This window comes from Rhodococcus sp. C3V, assembly GCF_029269915.1.
Classification (GTDB): Bacteria; Actinomycetota; Actinomycetes; order Mycobacteriales; family Mycobacteriaceae; genus Rhodococcus_F; species Rhodococcus_F qingshengii.
This window is the reverse complement of the sequence record NZ_JARJBE010000005.1, coordinates 70,653-92,010: the sequence shown is the minus strand read 5'-3', so window position 1 is coordinate 92,010 and position 21,358 is coordinate 70,653. Positions and strand designations below refer to the sequence as shown.

General features: G+C 61.6%; 23 protein-coding genes. 9 read left to right on the top strand and 14 right to left on the bottom strand.

Annotated elements, in window-relative coordinates:
- Positions 1-59 precede the first annotated feature (59 nt).
- From galK to lepB, 7 genes are all read right to left on the bottom strand, one after another.
- Positions 60-1,190, bottom strand: a complete 1,131-nt coding sequence (gene galK / locus P3G66_RS15330; protein ID WP_099697153.1) for a galactokinase — start codon at positions 1,188-1,190, stop codon at positions 60-62.
- Entirely contained in the window at positions 1,190-2,290 is a 1,101-nt protein-coding gene (gene galT / locus P3G66_RS15325; protein WP_047269402.1) for a galactose-1-phosphate uridylyltransferase, read from the bottom strand. The genes galK and galT overlap by 1 nt, the downstream gene beginning before the upstream one ends.
- Positions 2,287-2,913, bottom strand: coding sequence for an SMI1/KNR4 family protein (locus P3G66_RS15320; protein ID WP_042446400.1), 627 nt, complete (start codon positions 2,911-2,913; stop codon positions 2,287-2,289). Before P3G66_RS15320 ends, galT begins: the two co-directional genes overlap by 4 nt.
- Before the next feature lie 21 nt (positions 2,914-2,934).
- The gene (locus P3G66_RS15315) at positions 2,935-3,519 is read right to left on the bottom strand and encodes a TetR/AcrR family transcriptional regulator (protein ID WP_276116795.1); all 585 of its coding nucleotides are present in this window, start codon (positions 3,517-3,519) and stop codon (positions 2,935-2,937) included.
- Positions 3,516-4,565 carry a saccharopine dehydrogenase gene (locus P3G66_RS15310; RefSeq protein ID WP_042921555.1) on the bottom strand — a complete coding sequence of 350 codons (1,050 nt, stop codon included), beginning with the start codon at positions 4,563-4,565 and terminating at the stop codon, positions 3,516-3,518. Before P3G66_RS15310 ends, P3G66_RS15315 begins: the two co-directional genes overlap by 4 nt.
- Before the next feature lie 55 nt (positions 4,566-4,620).
- Complete coding sequence (locus P3G66_RS15305) at positions 4,621-4,974, bottom strand: glyoxalase superfamily protein (protein WP_003942961.1); 354 nt, start codon at positions 4,972-4,974, stop codon at positions 4,621-4,623.
- 106 nt (positions 4,975-5,080) lie between these two features.
- A complete protein-coding gene (gene lepB / locus P3G66_RS15300) occupies positions 5,081-5,824 on the bottom strand; it encodes a signal peptidase I (RefSeq protein ID WP_042446389.1) in 744 nt (247 codons plus the stop codon).
- A 427-nt stretch (positions 5,825-6,251) separates the two neighbouring features.
- Here lepB and P3G66_RS15295 point away from each other — a divergent pair, with 427 nt between their 5' ends.
- Positions 6,252-7,733, top strand: coding sequence for an anion permease (locus P3G66_RS15295; protein WP_042446385.1), 1,482 nt, complete (start codon positions 6,252-6,254; stop codon positions 7,731-7,733).
- 3 nt (positions 7,734-7,736) lie between these two features.
- On the opposite strand, the gene P3G66_RS15290 is transcribed toward P3G66_RS15295, so the two are convergent.
- From P3G66_RS15290 to P3G66_RS15280, 3 genes are read right to left on the bottom strand one after another with little or no spacing between them, the layout of a single operon-like run.
- Positions 7,737-8,486, bottom strand: a complete 750-nt coding sequence (locus tag P3G66_RS15290; protein WP_042921559.1) for a succinate dehydrogenase/fumarate reductase iron-sulfur subunit — start codon at positions 8,484-8,486, stop codon at positions 7,737-7,739.
- Positions 8,483-10,435, bottom strand: a complete 1,953-nt coding sequence (locus P3G66_RS15285) for a fumarate reductase/succinate dehydrogenase flavoprotein subunit (protein ID WP_276116794.1) — start codon at positions 10,433-10,435, stop codon at positions 8,483-8,485. Before P3G66_RS15285 ends, P3G66_RS15290 begins: the two co-directional genes overlap by 4 nt.
- Positions 10,436-11,185: a succinate dehydrogenase cytochrome b subunit gene (locus P3G66_RS15280; protein WP_007730765.1), complete on the bottom strand. Its 750-nt coding sequence runs from the start codon at positions 11,183-11,185 to the stop codon at positions 10,436-10,438.
- Positions 11,186-11,341: 156 nt separating this feature from the next.
- Between P3G66_RS15280 and P3G66_RS15275 the strand changes: the two genes are divergently transcribed.
- Together P3G66_RS15275 and P3G66_RS15270 are read left to right on the top strand one after the other, a co-directional pair.
- Positions 11,342-12,670, top strand: coding sequence for a lipase family protein (locus tag P3G66_RS15275; protein WP_030536062.1), 1,329 nt, complete (start codon positions 11,342-11,344; stop codon positions 12,668-12,670).
- Positions 12,667-13,923 carry a Tat pathway signal protein gene (locus P3G66_RS15270; RefSeq protein ID WP_276116793.1) on the top strand — a complete coding sequence of 419 codons (1,257 nt, stop codon included), beginning with the start codon at positions 12,667-12,669 and terminating at the stop codon, positions 13,921-13,923. Before P3G66_RS15275 ends, P3G66_RS15270 begins: the two co-directional genes overlap by 4 nt.
- Positions 13,924-13,975: 52 nt before the next feature.
- Here P3G66_RS15270 and P3G66_RS15265 read toward each other — a convergent pair whose 3' ends face one another.
- Both P3G66_RS15265 and P3G66_RS15260 read right to left on the bottom strand, forming a co-directional pair.
- Positions 13,976-15,352, bottom strand: a complete 1,377-nt coding sequence (locus tag P3G66_RS15265) for an MFS transporter (protein WP_003942962.1) — start codon at positions 15,350-15,352, stop codon at positions 13,976-13,978.
- Positions 15,353-15,404: 52 nt separating this feature from the next.
- Positions 15,405-16,280: an SGNH/GDSL hydrolase family protein gene (locus P3G66_RS15260; RefSeq protein ID WP_003943089.1), complete on the bottom strand. Its 876-nt coding sequence runs from the start codon at positions 16,278-16,280 to the stop codon at positions 15,405-15,407.
- Positions 16,281-16,416: 136 nt separating this feature from the next.
- Here P3G66_RS15260 and P3G66_RS15255 point away from each other — a divergent pair, with 136 nt between their 5' ends.
- From P3G66_RS15255 to P3G66_RS15240, 4 genes are all read left to right on the top strand, one after another.
- Positions 16,417-17,700: a PucR family transcriptional regulator gene (locus tag P3G66_RS15255; protein ID WP_003943177.1), complete on the top strand. Its 1,284-nt coding sequence runs from the start codon at positions 16,417-16,419 to the stop codon at positions 17,698-17,700.
- Between the two features lie 45 nt (positions 17,701-17,745).
- Positions 17,746-17,883, top strand: coding sequence for a hypothetical protein (locus P3G66_RS15250; protein WP_156888948.1), 138 nt, complete (start codon positions 17,746-17,748; stop codon positions 17,881-17,883).
- Positions 17,880-18,287, top strand: coding sequence for a hypothetical protein (locus P3G66_RS15245; protein WP_144245833.1), 408 nt, complete (start codon positions 17,880-17,882; stop codon positions 18,285-18,287). Before P3G66_RS15250 ends, P3G66_RS15245 begins: the two co-directional genes overlap by 4 nt.
- A gap of 147 nt (positions 18,288-18,434) precedes the next feature.
- Entirely contained in the window at positions 18,435-19,073 is a 639-nt protein-coding gene (locus P3G66_RS15240) for a YdcF family protein (protein WP_151098370.1), read from the top strand.
- 2 nt (positions 19,074-19,075) lie between these two features.
- On the opposite strand, the gene P3G66_RS15235 is transcribed toward P3G66_RS15240, so the two are convergent.
- Positions 19,076-19,879, bottom strand: a complete 804-nt coding sequence (locus P3G66_RS15235) for an AraC family transcriptional regulator (protein ID WP_276116897.1) — start codon at positions 19,877-19,879, stop codon at positions 19,076-19,078.
- On the opposite strand from P3G66_RS15235, the gene P3G66_RS15230 reads away from it, so the two are divergent.
- Both P3G66_RS15230 and P3G66_RS15225 read left to right on the top strand, forming a co-directional pair.
- Positions 19,802-19,969, top strand: coding sequence for a hypothetical protein (locus tag P3G66_RS15230; RefSeq protein WP_276116901.1), 168 nt, complete (start codon positions 19,802-19,804; stop codon positions 19,967-19,969). The genes P3G66_RS15235 and P3G66_RS15230 overlap by 78 nt on opposite strands.
- A gap of 190 nt (positions 19,970-20,159) precedes the next feature.
- Positions 20,160-20,852 carry an alpha/beta hydrolase gene (locus tag P3G66_RS15225; RefSeq protein WP_003943002.1) on the top strand — a complete coding sequence of 231 codons (693 nt, stop codon included), beginning with the start codon at positions 20,160-20,162 and terminating at the stop codon, positions 20,850-20,852.
- 54 nt (positions 20,853-20,906) lie between these two features.
- Here P3G66_RS15225 and P3G66_RS15220 read toward each other — a convergent pair whose 3' ends face one another.
- Positions 20,907-21,338 carry a MarR family transcriptional regulator gene (locus P3G66_RS15220; RefSeq protein WP_003942924.1) on the bottom strand — a complete coding sequence of 144 codons (432 nt, stop codon included), beginning with the start codon at positions 21,336-21,338 and terminating at the stop codon, positions 20,907-20,909.
- Positions 21,339-21,358 lie beyond the last annotated feature (20 nt).

Below are 21,358 nucleotides of genomic sequence, written 5' to 3'. Positions count from 1 at the left end.
GCCCCAACCAGGGCGAACGGTACGTTCGGCGCCTCCAGTGCGCTGAACGTGCCGTTCGCTCAGAGACGGGCGGCCGAACCCCCGGCAACGACGCCGAGAAAGTGTGGTGCTCGCCAACCTCGCGCCGCAAAGTCGCGGCTCACCGACGCGATGACCTCCGCTCCGCTTCCTTCCGGAACCAGCGCGATGGCTGAGCCTCCGAATCCGCCGCCGGTCATCCGCGCACCGATCGCGCCGCCGCGTCGTGCTGCGGCAACGGCGACGTCGAGTTCATCGCACGAGACCTCGAAGTCGTCGCGCAACGAGGCGTGCGAGTTGTCGAACAGCTCGCCGACGTCACTGAATCTGCTGCTGCGCAGAAGTTCTGCGGTCTTCCGCGTCCTCTCGATCTCGGTCACGACGTGCCGTGCCCGCGCCCGGAGGATCGGGTCTCGCACTGTCTCGGCCTGGTCTGCTGTAGCCTCTCGCAAGCTGCCGACGCCGAGAGCTGCTGCTGCAGCGACGCATTGAGAGCGCCGCATTCCGTACTGTCCGTCTGCGAGCGAGTGTTTGACCCGGGTGTCGATGACGATCAGTTCGTACCCTGCACCGTGGAGTTCGAAAGGTATGGGTTCGGTGGATCCGTCCTGGCAGTCCAGCAGGAGCGCAGTCGAGGGCTGAGCAAAGAGGGCAATGGTTTGATCCATCCCTCCGGTCGGTGCGCCGACGCCGTCGTTCTCGGCCTGGATGCACACCTGTACCAGCTCATCGCGGGCGAAAGGTGAATCATGAAGTTCGTTGACGGCCAACGCAACCGAACAGGTGAGGGCAGCGGAGCTCGATAGCCCGGCCCCGACCGGTACCGACGAGTCGACGGCAAGATCGATTCCTTCGATCGGGAGGCCTCTGCGCGCAAGAGACCACAGAACGGCTGTGGGGTAGGCGGCCCACCCTGTGGCGATGTCGCCGAGGGGCCCGGTGTACGTCTCGGCGGATTGCCGACTGTGCACGCGGACGACCCCGTCGCTGCGCAGTGCGACGGCAACCAGTGTTCGCTGCTCGAGAGCGACCGGTAGGCACAATCCACCGTTGTAGTCCGTGTGTTCACCGATCAGGTTGACTCGACCGGGTGCCGCCCACACTCCGGTTGCCGGATAGCCGTAGGTGGCGTGAAACTGTTGGAGCACAGAATTGTTCGAGACGGTATCCACTATTTCAACTCCCGTAGACGGGCCGCGACTGCCTCGGGAACGGTGTCGTTCACCCAGGCGCCCATGGCGGACTCGGACCCGGCGAGGTATTTGAGTTTGCCCGGTGCGCGCAAGATCGAGAACAGCTGAAGATGCAGTCGGCCCAGAGGTCGGTTGATGCGGACGGGAGCTTGGTGCCAAGCCGCGATGTACGGTACCCGGTCGACGCCCGGATAGAAGCGATCGATACGGCGTAGGACATCTTGGTAGACGACCGCAAGCTCCTCGCGCTCTTGGTCGTTCAGCGAGGGGAGGTCCGGGACGTCTCGGTGCGGTGCCAGGTGAATCTCGATGGGCCATCGTGCGGCGGTCGGGACGTAGGCGCTCCAGTGATCTCCGTCGTAGATCAACCGGGCCTTGTCCTCGCGCTCGAACGCCAGAACATCGCCGAGTAGTGAGCGACCGGTGCGCTCGAAGTGTTTGTGCGCCTGCGTCAGCATCGATCGGGTGCGTGGCGTGACATACGGGTATGCGTAGATCTGTCCGTGTGGATGGGTGAGTGTCACCCCGATTTCTTCGCCGCGGTTCTCGAAGCAGAACACTTGTTCCACAAGCGGATCCGCCGACAACTCTTCGGTCCGAGAAATCCAGGCACCCACAATCGTGCGCATGCGTTCGAGTGGAAGCTCGGCGACGGACGCCGTGTGATCGCTCGAGAAGCACATCACTTCGCAGTGACCGGCCGCTGGGCGATCGCCCGCACCGTCTCCGGGACTGTCAATGTCTTCCTCGGGCGCCGCGGCAAAGCTCGGAAACCGATTCTCGAACACCGCGACGTCGTAGTCTCCGTCGGGTATCTCTGTGGGCGTGCGTGTTTCGTCGGTCGGGCACAATGGACATTCGGCGGCGGAGGGGAGATGTGTCCGTGTCATGCGATGCGAAGCCATGGTGATCCACTCCCCGGTGAGAACGTCGAATCTCATCCGAGACGAGTGGTCGAGAGCCGGCAATTCGCGGGAATCTCGCGCAGAGTGGGCGCGGGCACTGCCGGCATCGTCGAAGTAGAAGATCTGACGCCCGTCGGCGAGGGTGCGACGGGTCGGATCCTGCTTGGGTGTCATGCGTCGACTTCCCATTCCAGAACACCCTTGCTGACAACGGGTTTCCACACTCCGATCGTTGATCCTGTTTCCAGCGCTACGGCATGGGCGGCCAGCATTACCGAGATGGACGCCCAGATCGGACCGCCGTTGTCAGTGGCGTCCGAGGCATACTCGGTCACACAATGGTGGAGTGCGCCGCTGCGGGTGTCCACGAAGTAGTGGTACTCGTCCAGTCCGGCGAAGGGAACGAACGAGGGGATGAACATGGTTGCGGCAGTGCCTGCGTCGCGTTGATCGTGTCGATCCATCTCGTCCTCGGCGTAGAGGTCTGGATTCTCGTAGATCGTCTCATCCCACGTTTCGAGCAGAGTGAGACGAACTTCTGTTGCGACGTCGATGGGGTAGAAGAATTTGTCCGGGAGCACGCTGCCGAGAAAGAGGCCGGTCCGGTCGTCGTGGGTCAGGCTGCCGTTGTGGACCCGATACAGGTCGCGAAGTTCCTGGGGCCACGTGACGCCGGTCGAGGCTTCGAATTCCTCGATAACGGCGTCACCGAGTCCTGGTTGAAACGCTGCAGCCGTCACCGGTGCGTGTGTACGGCACCACGCTTCGATTCGGCTCCATTCGTTTGCAACGCTCATGGGCTTTACGATACGTCCGAGTCAGGACCCGTGAATCAGGTACTGCAGTGTGTCCACGAGCTTTCGGTCCGAAGCCTCGGACTTTCGGCCGGTGATTCCCGATCGGAGAATTGCGGAACCCTCGAGCAAGCTCACGATGGTCTGCGCTGTCGCGCCAAGTTCCGCCGCATCCAGCTCCGGTTGTGCACACGCGACTGCGCGCTCTACGTGTGCGATGTACTGGGCGTAGAAGTCTCGAAGCACGACCGCGACTTCTTGGTCCGCCGCTGCAATGGCCCATACTTCGACGTACAGACGCACCGTGGCCTGGTCGTCCTGTGCTCCGAGCAGGACTCCGATGAAGTGTTCGGATTCCTCGCGGGAAAGGCTCTGATCCGTATCGGGGACGACGGCAAGGCGATCCAGTGAGCGGGTCAATGCACGTGACATCACTGCGCGTATCAGATCTGCACGGGTGGGGTAGTAGTGCTGCAGATGTCCTACCCGCACTCCGGCCGCGGCTGCGAAATCGCGCATTGCCGAGTTGGCATTGCCCTGAGTAGTGAGGACCTGTTCTGCTGCGTCGAGAAGTGCTGCCGCACGGGCGGCGCCCTTGGAGAGGGTCATGGTCGCAATACTGCCACCCCGAAGCTCTCCAACTCGGAGACGGTGCGGCGAGGGTTCGGAAGCGATTCGGGGAAAGTGACTCCAGGCCGGGCATCGTCGGCCAAGGCTCGTCTGACGGCCAGCGCGCCGCCCACCGCGGTGAGGTGAGCCTGGCCCTGCCGGTCGACGATTGTCGCGCTTGTCGTGCCGCTCGGGCCGGTGACATCGATGCGTACTTGCGCGCTCCCGCCCTTGCCCGGCGAGTACAGGAGTCCGCGTCGTAGCGGTGTGAAGCGGTCGCCGCGACCCCAACGGAACAGACCCACCTTCTTGGCGGCGAGCAGCGCAGTTGTGGATGCATTCGAACTGAAACCTATTCGAGTGCTGGCAGTTTCGGCGCCCAAGGTCATGGGGAACGTGAATTGTTCCGGAGTGTCGATTCTTCCGACCTTGGTGCGCGATCCGGGGAAGTCGACCCAGCGTGTATCCGTCAACGGGCTGACGGTGATCGGGTTTCCTTGCTGCATCACCTCGAAATCCTGCCCGAGCCGATCGATGAAGTCGACGGAGTCCAGCCCGGCAATGTCGTTGACGTCGTAGCGAATCGAGACGTCGATCGTGCTCGCGCCACCCAGTTCCTCGGCCAGCGCTGCGGCGACGATATTGGTGACTCCGCCCATCCATCCGGACGACAGGTACACCGGTGCGCTCGGCGACTTCTGACCCGCCAGAGTGGCGGCGCGAGCGACGCGGGTTGTCCAGCGGGTGATGTCCACGTACGGAATGCCGGCCTCGACGGCGGCGGACAGGACACGATCGTGGGGATCGTTGACCGTCGAAACGACCGCGCGTACGGACGCGTCGAAGGGTGTCGGGTCGAGGAGGTCCCAGCGGCGGACGGAAGCGCCGTGACGGCCGGCCAGTTCGTCGCCTCGCTCGGGGGTGCGTCCGGTGAGGAGTAGTGGGAAGTCGGGGGCGAGCAACGCTGTCAGGGCGCTGCCCACGGTTCCGTATCCGCCGGCCACGAGGATCGGGCCGTCGGCTGAATACTGCAATGAATCGGTCATGCACCTAACTTTAGGTCAAATGACCTAAAACGTCGAATGGGGTTCTTTCCGCTGCTCAGTCCCGGTGTCGCACGATGTTGACGACGTTGCCATCGGGTGCCCGGACGAGGAATCGGCGAACACCCCACTCTTCGGTCGTTATGGGGTGCACGATTTCGTAGCCGAGCCTGCGGGCCTCTTCGTAGGCGCCGTCGACGTCGTCCGTGTGGACTGAGATGACCGAGTCCTCGGCTGCAGTGGCGTCGTGCGTGACGAGCTGTACGTTCGCGCCGGTGTCGGGAGAGGTGTAGCGAGCGACCCACCCCATGTTGAACTCTTCGGTGCTCAGGCCGAGAAAGTCGGAGTAGAAGCTCTTGGCGGTTCCGACATCGGCGACTTTGAGATTGGCGGTGATGCGTCGAGCGCGCATGTGGTTCTCCTACCCTCGGTAACAGATGCGCTCGATGATCGTCCGAAAGCGGAGCCATGTCGACTGTGCCGTCCGAAGATGCGGGCCGCCTGGTTGATTCGATCTGTCACTGCGGATCGAACGAGCTCACAGTTCCCCACCGTGAGAAGGGAAGGACGATCAATTGAACCTTGCCGATGACATTGTCGATCGGCACCGTTCCACTGTGTTCGTCATCGAGATGGAAACGTGAATCCTTCGAATGGGCGCGGTTGTCGCCCATCACCCACAGGTTCCCGTCGGGAACCGTGACCGGCCCGAAATACCTTCCTTGACAAGAGGTATCGTTGCCCGGAATGCGCTTGTCGATGTACGGCTCGGTCAGCGGCTTGCCGTTCACCCGAAGCCCCTCTTCCTCGGACAGACACTGTACGGTTTGGCCACCGACCGCGACTACCCGCTTCACGAGGTCGTTTTCGTCCGGCGGGACCAAGCCGACGATGGACCCGAGTCCCTGAAACGCGCGAACAATCGAATTGTCGGATCGAATGGATTTGTACTCGTCGTTCCAGGACTCGGGTCCCTTGAACACGACCACATCCCCAGGTTGCGGATCCCCGAATCGATAGCTGATTCTGTCGACGAGGATCTTGTCTCCCGTGCAGCCGGTGCATCCGTGAAGTGTCGGTTCCATGGACTCCGACGGGATCAGAAAGATGCGTCCGACGAAGTTCTGAATGACAACACTCAGGACAAGTGCGACGACAACGAGGATCAGAATCTCACGCCACAGTGGACGTTTCCTCGGGTGATCGGCCACTGCCGATTCAGTGGAGTCGGTCGAGTCCTCGTGGGCGTCGGATTCCGTCACACTCCCGACAATAGATGGCGCAACCAGTCGTCGGCCCGATACGAATCTTCTCGGTTCGTGGGTCTGTCTGTCGGCTGACATGCTTCGGAATTGGATCACATCACGCGCGAAGATCCGGTCGAGATCGGCAATCCGCGCAGTCCTGACCCAAACATCGTGCCGACGAATACCTTTCGCAGAAGCAGGTTGAACAACTCTCCGAGATTCAAGCGTGCAGCACGCCGGCGCCTCTGTTGATCGATTGGCACAATCTTTTGCGAGAGATGGGCATTCTCCCACTGAAGCGTCGGTGCGAGACAGCGCCTCGTAAGGACGACTGTACTTCCGGGCAATTTCTCTCGAACTTGGATTGACCGCACGAAAACCTGATGTTTGGGGGACAATCATCTGGGGCGATCACCTGGGGCGACAAGTCGAGGAGATGCAAATGTCCGAGGCCAAATCCGAAAGCACTGAGTCTTTTTCTGAGACGACACCGCCGGCGGAGCCGTCGAAACAATCAGTGCTCAGGCGGTACTACCCGGCTGCGGTGCCCGTCGTCCTCGGCTTGATCATCTATTTCATGCCTGTTCCGGACGGTGTGGATCCCAAGGGCATGCACATGCTCGGAATCTTCGTCGGCACCATCGTGGCGTTGATCTTGCAGCCGCTGCCGACGGGTTCTGTGGCGCTGGTAGGCCTGTCGATCGCCATGATCACCCAGACCGAGACGCCGACGGAAGCGTTGTCCGGCTTCAGTAACACCACGATCTGGCTGATTGTCGCATCGTTCTTCATTGCCGAGGGCTTTCTGGTCACTGGACTCGGCAAACGGGTTGCGCTCATGTTCGTGACCAAACTCGGCAAGTCGAGTCTCGGATTGTCCTACGGAATGGCGTTGACGGACTTGATACTTGCTCCGGCGACGCCGTCGAACACCGCCCGTGCGGGTGGCGTCGTCTATCCGATCATCGTCTCGCTGAGCAAGTTGGAGGACTCCAATCCCGAGCCCGAGGACTCTCGCAAGAAGCTCGGAGCATATCTGCTGCTCACGTCGCTGCAAGTCAACGTCGTGACCTCCGCGATGTTCATCACCGCCATGGCGGGTAACCCTGTGGCCGTCGATGCGGCTGCCAAGATCGGCATCGACATCTCGTGGGGCAAATGGGCGCTGGCAGCATCGGTTCCGGGAATTGCGAGTCTGATCGCGATCCCGTGGGTGATGTCGAAGATCTTCCCGCCCACGATGTTGAAGACTCCGAAAGCACCCGAGCAAGCCAGGGAGGAACTGCGCAAGGCAGGTCCGATCAGCCGCAACGAGAAGATCATGGCCGCCACCTTCGTTCTGCTGCTGGTGCTCTGGTGCCTGGGCTCGCAGCTCAACGTCAATGCCACTACAACAGCATTCGTCGGAATCGGCATCCTGTTGGTGACCAAGGTGCTGACGTGGAACAACCTGGTCCACGACACCGGGGCGTGGCAGACGCTCGTGTTCTTTGCCGTTCTGGTCGGTATGGCAAGCCATCTCGAAGAACTCGGCGTGATCTCGTGGATCGGAACCCAGGTCTCCTCGAGCGTCGACGGTTTGCCGTGGATCTGGGCTTTTGCGATCCTGACCTTGGTGTACTTCTACGCGCACTATCTGTTTGCGTCGAACACCGCGCAGATCGTCGCCATGTACGCGGTGTTTCTCGGCGCGGCGGTGGCAACCGGTGCGCCGCCGCTGTTCTCGGCCCTGGTATTCGGCTTCATCGGCAGCCTGTTCGGCGGTATCTCGCACTACGCGTCCGGTCCGGCCGGAGTGATCTACGGTTCCGGATACATCAAGACCTCGGAGTGGTTCCGAATCGGTTTCGTGATGAGCGTCGTGATCATCCTGATCTGGACGATCATCGGCGGCGCGTGGATGAAGCTGATCGGCGCCTGGTGACGATCAGTTGTCCTTGCGCCGCAATCCGAATCGCATCGATTCCTTGTTGACAGCGGCAATCGCGGTCAGCGGTATCTCCGCGGGACACACCTGCGCACATTCACCGTAGGTCGAGCACGGCCCGAAATCGGCCTCCATCTGGTGCGACATCGCTCGGGCCCGCTTGCCACGTTCGTTGCGGCCCTGCGTGACGAGAGACAGGTGGGTCAGTTTGGACCCGGTGAAGAGGTGCGCGGCACCGTTCGGGCAGGCTGCCACGCAAGCGCCACAGCCGATGCACGCGGCGAAGTCCAGTGCAGCTTCGGCACTTTGATGCGAGAGCGGCTGACTGTCTGCGTCCGGCGCGGTTCCTGCATTGACCGAAACGTATCCACCGGCTTCGAGCACCCGGTCGAGCGCAGAGCGATCGACGACGAGGTCTCGGACCACGGGAAAGGCCGCGGAGCGGAACGGCTCCAGTTTGATTCGGTCACCGTCGGAGAAGCTGCGCAGGTGCTGACGGCACGTGGGAGTGTTCGCAACCGGCCCATGGGGAACGTCGTCGACGGTGATGCCACAGGACCCGCAGATCCCTTCTCGGCAGTCGGAATCGAAGGCGATGGGTTCGTTGCCGCTCTCCACGAGTTGGTCGTTGAGTCGGTCGAGGAGCTCCAGCAGCGACATCTCCACCGTCGCGTCGTCTATTTGGTAGGTGTCGAATGCGCCGGACGACTCAGGTCCGGATTGGCGCCACACGTCCACGGTGATTTTCATACGTAGTTCCTCGTCTGCAGTGGAACAGCGGTGAAGGACAACGGCTCGTCGTGTCGAACGTGTCTGCCGTCCTGGGCGGTTTCCCACGCGGAGACGAAGCACCAGTCCTGATCGTTTCGCTGCGCTTCGCCGTCGGGAGTCTGATGTTCGGCACGAAAGTGCGCTCCACAGGACTCGTCACGATCGAGAGCATCGACGCACATCAGTTCGGCGAGCTCGAGGAAATCGGCTACCCTGCCGGCCCTTTCCAACTCCTGGTTGAACTGGTTTCCGCTGCCGGCAACTCGCAGGTTCGACCAGAAATCGGTTCGCAGTGCGCGGATTTCGGCGATCGCCTTGGTCAAGCCCTCGGCCGTTCGGGTGACACCGCAACCCGCATAGAGGATCTCGCCCAGTTGTCGATGGAACCTGTCGGGGCCGTGTGTTCCGCCGACCGAGAGCAGCAGGTCCACCCGACCCCTCACGTCAGTGAGCGTCGACGTCACAGCGGGATCGGACAGTTCGAGTGGAGTGGATCCGAGTAGCGGCGCAAGATAATTCGGAATCGCGTACGGGAGGGTGAACCAGCCGTCGACGCATGCCGAGAGCAACGAATTGGCGCCGAGGCGGTTGGCTCCGTGGTATCCCCAGCCTGCCTCACCACCGACGAACAAGCCGGGGATGGAGGTCATCTGGTCGTAGTCGTTCCACAGTCCTCCCATGGTGAAGTGGGCTCCGGGGGCGATGCGCATCGGCACCGTATAGGGGTCTTCGCTGGTGGCGTCGCGATACATCGAGAACAGATTTCCGTATCGCTCCTCGATGGTCTTGCGGCCGAGCCGTGCCAACGCATCGCGGAAATCCAGGTACACACTGTTTTTCAGAGGGCCGACGCCGTGACCGGAGTCGATTTGCTCGCGGGCGGCCCGTGAAGAGACGTCGCGGGGAGAGAGGTTCCCGAACGCCGGATATTTGCGCTCGAGGTAGTAGTCGCGTTCGTTTTCGGGAATGTCGCCGGGCTCACGATCGTCTCCGGGCTTGGCCGGTACCCAGATCCGGCCGTCGTTGCGCAGGGATTCGCTCATCAGAATGGTTTTCGACTGCCACTCGGAGTTGACGGGAAGTGCCGTCGGATGGAATTGGATGAACGAGGGTGAAGCCATCAACGCACCGCGTCGGTGCGCTCGCCAGGCGGCCGTGGCGTTGGAATTCTTCGCAAGTGTGGACTTGTGGAATACGGTTCCGTAGCCGCCGGATGCCAGTACGACGGCATGGCCTGTGGTGGCGCCGATCTCACCGGTCACGAGATCGCGTGTGACTATCCCTTGTGCTCGCCCGTCCGAAACGATGAGATCGAGCATCTCGGTTCGGGTGTGGAGGTTGACCGTTCCGGCTGCGATCTGACGTTGCAGTGCCTGCGACGACGCTATCTGCAACTGCTGGCCTGTCTGCCCGCGCGTGTAGTACGTGCGCGACACCTGAACGCCGCCGAAGGATCGGGTGGCCAGAGTGCCGCCGTACTCGCGAGCAAACGGTGCCCCGATGGCATTCATGTGATCGATGACGCGTACGGATTCTTCGGCGAGACGGAAACAGTCGGCCTCACGGCCCCGGAAATCACCGCCCTTGACGGTGTCCTTCACGAAGCGGGCGAGACTGTCGTTGTCCACTTTTCGAGCGCGAGCAGCGTTGATGCCTCCTTGCGCGGCGACACTGTGTGCACGGCGGGGTGCATCGTGGAAGGTGAAGGACTCGACGTGGTAGCCCAGTTCACCGAGGGAGGCGGCGCAGGCCGCGCCGGCGAGGCCGGTACCGACGACGATGACCGTGAACTTGCGCCGGTTGAGTGGGCTGACGAGCTTGTAGTCGAGTTTGCGAGTGGGCCAGGCCGTCGCCGGATCGCCGGCCGGGACCTTACCGTCCACCGGTGTCCCGATGCTGCGCAGATCGTCGAGTTCGATGCTGTTCACTTATGACGCTCCTGTCTTCGAGATGGCGCCGGTCATGACCGCGATGGGGATCGACATGTTTCCGACCATCACGACGAGCGCAAAGATTCCGGAGAGTGCAACGCCAATCTGGCGCAGTCGTTGGCCGGTCACGCCGAGATCGTTGACCGCGCTCCAGAGCCCGTGCGCGAGGTGCATTGCCAGCAGAGCCATCGCGACGATGTAGAACGCTGCCACCAGCGGACGCTCGAAGCTGGCAATCAGATTGTCGTATGCGTAACTCTGTGTGCGCGTGGCCGCTTCGTACTCGCTGCTGCCGATGGGGCGGGTTCCGGTCGTGAGGTCGAGTATGTGGAAAATGACGAATAGCAGCAGCACAGCTCCGGTGACGGGCATCGTGCGCGCTGTAAAGGACTTGATTCCCAGACCTTTACGTCGAAATTTTCCTCGAGCTCGGCGTCCGCGGACGGTGAGCAGCCAGGCACACCAGACGTGTGCGACCAATGACGCGAGCAAGACGATGCGAAGAATCCACAGAAGTCCCTCGTAGGGCAGGAAGGGTTCGAACACCGTTCGTAGCCAGTGTGCGTAGTCGTCGAAGTGATCGGCACCGGTGTAGACTTTCAGGTTTCCGATCATGTGAACGAGAACGAAAGCGGCGAAGATCAGTCCTGTCACGGCCATCAGAATCTTGCACGTGATGTTGGACGGCCGCGCTCGAGCTTGGAGTGAATCGCCGGTAGCTCGCGATACACGGGTCGGAGCACTCACAGACAAACCTCCCACGCCAGACTTGCCGGACAGGTGCCGTCAGCCTAAGCCCGATCGAGGTTTTCGGCCAACGGATGGGTGCCCGACTTGTCTGTTAATGCAGGTGAATGGGAGTGTAGGGGTGCTCATTACCCGAAAGTAAGGAACTCGTGAACGATGTTTGACTCGACGTGGCGACGGTGGTCATGGCGCGCCGGAACGGCATCGGCCCTGGCAGTGGCCTTGTTTGCGGTGGGGTCGCCGGCTGGTGCGCAGGAGACCGTCGACCTGGCCGACGTGTTCAACCCGTTGGTCGTGAAGGCACTCCAAGGCGCTGACATTTCCACCGAATTGACTCCACTCGGGCTCTCGTCCGATGATCCGTGGTTCGACGAACCCGAAATCGAGCCGGGTACCGCCCCCGGCACACTTCTCAAAGCGCGTCCGGTCAGCGTGCAGGTCTACCAGGTCCGCCCCGACGTGGTCTCGGCTCATCAACTGATGTACACCACCACTGATCACTTCGGTCGGCAGGTGATCAGCACCGGAATTCTGATGATTCCCGAGGACGGAACTGCGCCAGGTGATCGCAAGATCATCGGATACGCCGAGGCGAACGACAGCCTCGGCGCGAACTGCGCACCAAGTCACCAGTGGACCGGCGGCAATCAGAGCGACCCGGCGATGTTCTCGGCGCTCGGCCCGGTGGCTCAGATGTTCGGCCACGGCTGGGCAGTGATGATGAGCGACGTCGGCAACGACGGCGACACTGCTCCCCATCCGTTCTCGATCGGACAGTTCTCAGGGAAGGCAACGCTCGACGGCGTTCGGGCAGCACTCGCGCTTCCGGAAGGTGGCCTCGAATCAGACACCCCTGTCGGCATCTACGGTGTCGCCGGAGGCGGTGTCGCAGCGGGCTTTGCCGCGGAACAGGCCCATGAATATGCGCCGGAACTGAACGTCCAGGCCAGTGCCATTCAGGCGATGATGATCGACCCGGCAACGTTCGAGGAAACAGCGGCCGGTGGGATCGGTTCCGGATTCGTCTTCTCGAGCATTCTCGGATTCGACGCGGGCTACCCCGACGTTCGGCTCGACGATCATCTGACTCCGATCGGTCACAACGTCGCCGCAGCCTTCCGCGCGTCCTGCCAGGCGCTCTACCTCGGACTCCCATTCGTTCCATTCGACGTCCTACTCACCAACCCTTCGCCCCGAACGATCCCTGCGCTGGCCGCGGCGTACGCGGACAACACGTTGGGAAAGCAGGCGCCGGCTTCCAAGCTTCTGATTTCTTCCTGTGAGGACGACTTTCTCGTTCCCTTCAGTGAGGCAGAGCAATTGGCGCAGACATATCGAGCAGACGGCGGCAACGTGGACCTGCTCCCGTCGCAGTGCGGGCCGCTCGATTACGTGACCAACCTGTACAAGACGGTGACCGATCAGCTGGGTATGCAGGACATCGCCTGGCTGGCAAAGACGTTCGACGAAGCCGAGGGGCGATGAGCTTGCGGAAGTCTCTGACGCGCAGGGATTTTGCGCGCACGGTTCTCGTTGCTTCGGCAGGTATCGGCGGTGCCGTCGTACTGGGAGGCAGGGCGTCCGCGGGTACTGGTGAGCTCGACAGGTACCTCGACCTGGAAGCAGTGAACGCAAACGCCGAAGCCACGGGCGGTCTGCATCCTTCTCTGCCATCGGATTCCGCGACGCTGCGGTCTTTGGTGGATACCGCCCGAGCCTCGGGAGTGGATCCGCATCGCTATCAGACACTGCTCAAGCAGTACTGGCTCGCGGTCGGGACGGAGTCGGCAGGTATCGATCTCGCTACGTGGACTCCGTTCGACGGTGTGCACGCGAATCTCGGAAACCTCACCAACACTTTCCAGTTCTACGAGCGACTCCAGCTCGAGCATCGAGAACTGCAGTGGGCAGGTATGGGAGGAATGGTCGGGCCCGCTTTCGCCGGTGGACTCCTCGACTTGGACTACGGGCGAGTTGTGCTGGAAGTCCAAGCGATCAGCGAGGCGATGGCACTGGTGTGGCGAGAGATCGACCGCATCGGGGCGCCGGTTGCATCGTCGATGGGAGCACCCGAGGACATTGCGGCACTTCTCGAGGTCGGCCACGAGATTCGCCCCGAGGACGTGATGTGGTTCCAGGGGAAAGTGATTGCGATGAGCAAACACATCTTCTCGGACCTGATTCCCATGCACATGGCGTGGGTTCACGACGGCGTCGACGGCATCGCCGAACTCGATCGCGCAGGGCTGCTCGACGAGAACGCCCGTATCGCGTGGAACAACATTGCTTCGGGGACAACGGAATCGGTCTTCGACGGCAATGTGCGTCTGCTGCGAAGGGAGCAGTACCAGTCGGTGGGTGATCAGTGGGACGAGGCGAAGGCCTACCGCGGCAGTGTTGGTCGCTCGTTGACCTACCTGACCACCTTCGCCGCATCACCGTCGATGCCTGGCGTCGTGCCGCCACGCGAGTCGAACCCGCTTTCGTTCGAGGTGGGCAATGCTGTTGTGCAAACGCCGCTTCCGGACTTCAACTGGGCGGACCGGGATGGTCGTTGGACCTACATCAACGATCAGTTGCTCCCGGTCTACAACAACCTGATGAAGAATCAACCGGAACTGTGGCGAGCGACGCTGGCCGCGCCCGTCTCCGTTCGGATAACCGAGCAGCGAATGATCGCTCGCTTGCCGGACATGTTGCGGTCCATGTTGTCGACTCTGGCGATTACGGTCAACTGAACTCGGCGGTGGCGGGGCCTCAGGGTCCCGCCACCGCCCGTGAACTTGTCGGTCAGGCCTGGCTCAGCTCCGCTTGCATGCGCGCGGAGTCCTTGCCGACAGTGCGGGTAGCCAGGTAGATGAATACCGCGGTGAGTGCCAACATGATCGGCACGAGATACATGGCCGAGTTCAACCCGTCGCCGGCGTACTGAGCCAACTTCCCGGTACCGGCATCTGCAAGTGCACGCTTGGCGAACCAGTCCGAGATCGCTCCAACGGCAACCGGTCCGGAGAATCCGCCGAGAAGGTACATGGCAGCGAAGAACAACGCAGTCGCAGTGCCGCGGAGCCTGGGAACCACGACGTCGTGAATGGCAGGGTAGACGCTGATGTAGAAGCCGTAGGCCAGAAGCCACCCGGCCGAGAACAAGAGCGTGAACATCACGACGTTTCCGCCGTGTTGCAACAGTGCCAGCGCCGTCAAAGGTGCCGCCAATGCCGAGGTTCCGACACCGATCATCAACCGTGCGCGCGGTGAGCGTGCGCTGGCCTTGTCAGCGTAGCGAGCGCCGAGAAGCAATCCGATCAGGCCCGTGATTCCGACGATGATGCCCGTGACCGATGCCGCCGCAGTCAGTTTCAGGTGGTACTGGCGCATGAGCAGCGGGACGACAAACGAATTCACTGCGTAGGCGGCGAAGTTGAACGTCAGCCCGGCAAGGATGAGCCAACGAAGCGTGGGAATTGCGAGCAGGCGACGGATCGGGCGGGTGATCGGTGCCTGTGAAACAGCGGCTGCGCGGGCCTCCGGACTTTCGGAACCACCACGAACCGGATCTGCCATGCGGTAGAGCACGACTGCAAGCAGGACACCGGGAATCGCCGCGAGGAAGAACGGTGCACGCCAGCTGTCGAATGCCTCGGCGATCTTGCCGACGGTGAAGTAGGCGAGCATGAGGCCAATCGGCAAACCGAGCATGAAGACACCAAGTGCGCGTGAGCGTCGTTCCGCCGGGTAGATATCGCCGATCATCGAGTTTGCTGCGGGTGTGAAGGTCGCTTCGCCCACACCGACGCCGAGACGCGCGAGGATGAACAGCACGTAGCTGCCGGCGGCACCGGTTGCTGCCGTCAGTCCGCTCCACACCAGGAGTCCGATCCCGATGATCTTGGGACGGTTCTTCGTGTCGGCCAACCGGCCCAGAGGCAGTCCTGCGACTGCGTAGACGAGGGTGAATGCAGAGGTGATCAATCCCAATTGCAAGTCACTGAGCGAAAACTCGTTCTTGATCGGCTCGGCAACGACCGAGGGGATCGCCCGGTCGAAGAAGTTGAGCATGTTCGCGAGAAACAGGGCGACGAGTGTGCCGCCGAGAAGTTTGTCACGTGTTCCGACAGGGGCGCCGTCCACGGACGGCAGCGGCGGAGCGTCTCGTTGAATTGACATGATTGTTCCACCCTTTTCGCGAGTGCTGAATGAATTGTGCTGGGGGAGAAGCTCAGGACAGAGCGTCGGCGACCGTTTTCCCGATCGCCTGCATCCCGGCCGCAGTGGGATGCAGTGGAACCGCCGGCTGGGTAGGGACGATTCCCGTGTAGTAAGCAGTGGCAGGGTCCGTGCAGATGTCATGCCCGGCAGTGGTTTCGGTGATGTCGATGTACTCGACGCCGTGACGGGCCGCAGTTGCTGCCATGACCGTGTTGCCGTAGTCGATCACACTCTGGAGATAGTCGGCGTCGCGCGGCCAGAACGGCTGAGTGCCGGGGCAGCCGCCACCACGGATGTATGTTCCGTATCCGACCACGACGATGCGCGCCGACGGTGCTCGATCCTGCGCGACTTCGATCATGGAACTCCAACCTGTGGACGCATTTTCGATCATCTGTCGCTGTTGATCGACGCCACCGGAGGTGAACTTGTCACGGCAGGACGTTCCGGTGGGTTCGGGGAGTGGATTGACGCAGCTCAGAACTGTCGGGAACAACGAGATGTCGTTGGCACCGATGGTGATGGTGACGAGGTCGGTATCAGGCCCCAATGCTGTTGCCTGCGGTGATACTTGACCGGAGAACGTCGATTGTGCGGTGTCCGTGACGTTGGCGGATCGCGCCGACGAGCAGGTCATATCCGTGAGTTGAGCGCCGAGTTCTCGCGCCACCACGGACGGGTAGTTGTCGAGTGATCGTAGACAGCCCGGTGACGACGAGTCCTGCGCGGTGACCAGTGGGCCGGCCGCCGCGGAATCGCCGAGCGCGACGTACTGGATAGTGCTGACCGCTGTCTCGGCACTCGACACACCGGTCCCGAGAGCCGCGATCGAACCGGCAGCCACGACGCCTGCCAGAATGGCTGCGCTGCGCGTTTTCCACGTCACTCGAGGCTCCTATTGGTCGAAGGTGGTACTTCCAGTTACGCCGCCGATTGTGAATTCCTGAGTGGCGTGGGTTACATAGTGATAGGAAAAAGGCAGGTCGGCCTTGTGGTGGCAATTCAATTCTGTGGAGGGTTTTGTGTCAGGAAACAAAGATCTGCCGTTCGAGCCGATCCTGGTTGGTGGCAGATCTCTGGCCGACCGACTGGCGCAACGCACCCATCCACTGGTCATTGAGACAGTCGATCTGGTCCACCGCGACGTCACCTTCTACCGGTTGCTCCCTGACGAGGCATTGCGTAACGACGTCACCACCATCGTGAGGCGCAATCTGGAACTGTTCATTTCGATGCTGCGGACCGGCGCCGATCTGGCGCCCGAGCTGCTCGCCGACATCAGCGAATCGGCTCGCCAACGGGCTCAGGAATTGGTTCCGCTCGGTGAGGTGCTGCGGGCATATCACTTGGCAGCCGGGCTGTGGTGGGAGACCATCAGCGAATGGGCGGTCCCGGAAGACGGTGTCGCACTTGCCCGCACCGGACGACTCCTGAATGCATACACCGCGGCCTCCGCGTCGGCGGTTCTTGCCGGCTACGGTTCCGACCATGCCACCCAGACGGACGAGGATTCTGCGCGAAGGTCATTGTTCGTAGCACTTTCGACGGGTGTCGATGTTGATCGGGTCTCCGACGATGTGGGCATCAGGTTGGCGCGCCTGTACTGGGTGGTGGCGCTGCACGTCGAACGGAATGACGACGAGTCCTCGACCGAGGTGGACACTGCCGTCGCCGAGCGGAGAAAGGTGCGCCACCTGCAACGAGAGCTTGATCAGGTGGGGCGTGACAAAGCGCTCGGGGTGCTCGGGAGCAGTGGCGGAGCCGTACTGATTCCTATTGTGGAATCGGAACCCGCTGAGGGGAACTGGGCGTCGAGTCCGCAGTATCTTTCATTGTGTCGACGATTGGGTGATCTCGAGAAGGTCATCGGTGCATCGACGGTTGCCGCCGTACATGTCGCGGCACCGCCGGCAATTCCCGCAGCGGTGTCGCAGGCGCGCGAGGTGCTGAACGTTGCCCGAAAGTACGGCCGTACAAGTGGGGTCGTGCGTCTCGAGGATCTTGCAGTCGAGTATCAACTGACCCGCCCGAGCGCTGCGCTGCCGATCCTCGCAGATGTGTTGTCGCGGTTGGAGTCCGATCCTGCCGTGCTCGAGACGCTCGAATCTTTCATCGACTCCGGATTCGATCGAGCTACCACGGCTCGGCAGTTGCACGTACACCCGAACACGGTCGTGTACCGCCTGCGTAAAGCGAGTTCCCTGACGGGACTTGACCTGTCGTCACCGAAAGATCTTGTACAGGTCACCATGGCGCTGGGAGCGCGTCGCGCGCTCGGAATGGAGGCTGACTCTTCCCAAACGTGATGCGTCTGTGGTTCTCTGTGAACGTGTCTGATTCTCGGATTGGCAATGCGGCCGGGAGACATGGCCAGACTGGGTCAGCTGATGGTGCAACGAGGCGCGTGGCGTGATCAGACGTTGATCGACTCCGCCTACCTCGACGAGTTGTCCGCGCCCTCTCCGTCCAATGGGGGTACGGCTTCTTGACCTGGGTGAACGCGGGCGAGGACTTCTACTCCGTGAATGCGCCGGTGAGCAAGTATGTTTCGCATCCGGTGTGGCAGAACGCGCCTCGGGATCTCTATCTCCAGGAGTTCTTGCGGCTTGTCGTCGCTTCGATCGTGGACGTTCCACCGCCGCCGTACGTCGGGCCTCCCGTGCATGGGTCGGGTGGTCCGCTCATCGACGATCCGTCACAACTCGTCGGCTTCGCGAACCCCGAATTGATCTTCGACACGATGGTCGGGACGGGGCGAGCAGGAACACCCGGATGCAACATCGTGATCTGCAACAACGAATTGTTGCCGTTCAGTGTCGCCGACCTGCTCGGGGATGCTGCAGCTCAGATCGGTAACGCGGCAGGCGCGTCGATTCGAGATGCTGGTAGATGACGGTTTCGAAGCCAAATCGTTGTGAAACCTTCATGTTTAGTCTGTGTGACGGTAAGTCAACAGTAAAAGTCGCTTAAATCACACAATTCAGACAAAACGTTCGTTACCGTGTGCTGGACAACCGACAACTCATGGGGGTTCGGCTACATGGCAAATGTTCGTAGGTCTCTGACGAAGGGATTGATTACTGCTTCGGTAATCGCCGCAGCCGGAGTGGGATTGTCGCCGGCGACAGCGAGTGCCGACATCACTCCGACGACGGTCGTCAACGGCATCCTGTCGACGGTGGGCGGCTGCCAAACACCGGTGCGGTCTCTCATTCTTGCGTGCACGAGTGCTGAGACGCTGACACGCCAGTCGCCCGTGCTGCTCGACCTCAACCCCGTGGGCACGAACATCGTCGTCTTGGGTGCCGGCCTCTTCGACGACGGCACGATGCGTCCGATGTTGGTCGACCGGCTTCAGGCGGCGCTCCAGCTGGCCCGTCAGTACCCGCAGTCTCCGATCATCACAAGCGGTGGGGCTCCGAAGGCCGGAGTAACGGAAGCCAGGGCGATGCGCGAATGGCTCGTTGCCAACGGCGTCAACCCGGGCCGGATCACCGAAGAGGGAACTTCGTGGTCGACGGTCGAGAATGCGATCAACTCTGCGCGGATTCTCGCCGATCGAGGCGCGACCGGCGTGGTTGTGGTCTCGAGCGCCAATCACGTGGAGCGCGCGATGGTGGACTTCCGCGTTGCAGTTCTCGGCCGGATCCCGGTCGCAGGCGTAATCGCTGCGACCTGACGTCAGTGATTGTGGGAGTTGGACTTTCGCCAGTTCAACGGCGAGGCGTCGAATCGTCGACGGAAGGCGCGGCTGAACGCGGCATCGGATTCGTAGCCGACAGTTATCGCAATGGTCCCGACCGGCTCGGTGGTTTGCACGAGTAGTTCGGCGGCACGGTCGAGTCGGCGCTCGGTGATGTAAGCGCCGGGCGTCTGGCCGACCAGTCGCGAGAAGCGCTCCGCAAAAGACGATCTCGACAGGGTGGACAGCGTCGCCAGTTCGTCGATGGTCCAGTTGCGTGACGGGTCGTTGTGGACGGCCTCGAGGGCCTGCCCGATTCGTGGATCCATTGCTGCGGTCAACCATCCGCCGTTCGATCCGTCCGCTCGAGCCCACGCTCTGAGGATCTGGACGAAGAGAAGGTCGAGAATCCGGGAAACCATCACGGAGGAACCAGGTTTCGGATCGTCCACCTCGGCGCCCAACAGTCGGCTGCTCACCTCGAGCCACTCGACCGGGGTCCCTTGTGTCGCGCGCAGTTCGACGAAGTCCGGCAGAACGGACAGCAGTCGCTGCGCTGCGACGTCGTCGAGTGTGAAAGTACCGAAAAGCCAACGTGTTTCGCTTTTCGCGTGCATCGGCATCGCATTCTCGATCGTATGAGCATGCCCATGGGGTAACAGTACGAGTTCCCCGGGGCCGAGTTCGATCGGGGCTTTGCCCTGCGTTCTGATCACGATGTCACCGTGCTCGGCAATGTGAAGTGCTCGCACCCCAGTGGGTACCTCCACGGTGAAGTTCTCGCCGTGGACGCAGCGATGAATCCGATCACCGCGAAGGTGGACGACTTCGAGAACGTGCGAGAGGGTGTCCCGGGTTCGAGTCTCGTCGGTGGTGGGTACGTACCGCTGTGATGATGTTGTCCTCATGGATCGATCACTCCGATGGTCTCGAGCATTCGGCGTTTCTGCACAAAAACTTGGCAATCTGGTCATGGTTATTGATCCAGGATCCCCTTAACGTGGGTAACAGACAAGGTCTGGGTTTCGAAGGCTTGCCGATCGTCGGATTATTCGTCGCACTGCGTATCTGGAGGAGTTGGTCATGGCAGAGAAGGTAAACATCGTTCTGGTGCATGGAGCCTGGGGAGACGGTTCTCATTGGCGTCACGTCATACCCACCCTGCACAACGCCGGGCATCGAGTGGTTGCGGTCCAGAATCCACTTACTTCGCTCGCCGACGACGTGGACCGGACCAGGAAGGTGGCCGAATCGATGGACGGCCCGACCTTGCTGGTCGGACACTCGTACGGCGGCGCGGTGATCACAGGCGCGGGTCATGCGGAAAATGTTGTGGGACTGGTATATATCGCTGCCTTTGCGCCGGACGAGGGTGACAGCCTGGGAAGTATCTTCGCCCGCACGGATCAGCCGGCGGGCGCGGCGAACATCGCGCCGGACGCCGAGGGCTTCTTGTGGATCGCCCCGGACAAGTTTCAGGAGAGTTTCAGTCAGGATCTCGACGACACCGAAGCATTGGTCATGGCGCTGACGCAGAAACCCATTGCGGGTCAGTGCTTCTCGGACCCGTCAGGGCCGCCGGCATGGCGTGGGAAGCCCAGTTGGTATCAGGTTTCAGGGCAGGACCGAATGATTCCGCCGGAAACCGAGCGATGGATGGCAGAGCGTATCGGTGCCCGCGAGATCGAGGAACTCGACGCAGGCCATGCATCCTTGGCGTCCCACCCGCACGAGGTCACCCAGTTGATTCTGCGTGCTGCTGCAGAATTGTCGTGACGGCGTAAATCGTCCGGCTGTTCGAGTGGGCTGCCCATCACGATTACTTTGTCGTCAGTCCTCGGAACTGCCCAGTCGGTGAAGCAGCGCTGTCAGCGTGGTGATGTCGTCCGTATCCCATTTCGCGAGTCGGGCGCGCCAGCGATCTATCTGGTGATTGCGGATGGTCGTGAGCTTCGTTCGCGCCTCAGGGGTCAGAGCTACCAACTTGGCGCGAGCGTCGTCGGGATCGGGGATCCGTTCCACCAGGCCGAGTCGAGCTGCGGCGTCGATTTGCCTGGTCAAGGTGGACTTCTCGATATCGAGGGTGCAGATCAGGTCGGACATCCGCACCGCATCCGAACGGTTCAGGATGACCAGAACCGGGTAGAGCGCCGGATCGAGTTTGGGATGAATTGCGCGCGCATAGGTGCGCGCCTGGGCGCGTCCTCGTTGCCACATGTCGGCAAGTTCCATCTCCAGGCCCGTGATCGGATCTGAAACCACTGTCGTTTCCCCTTTGGTGC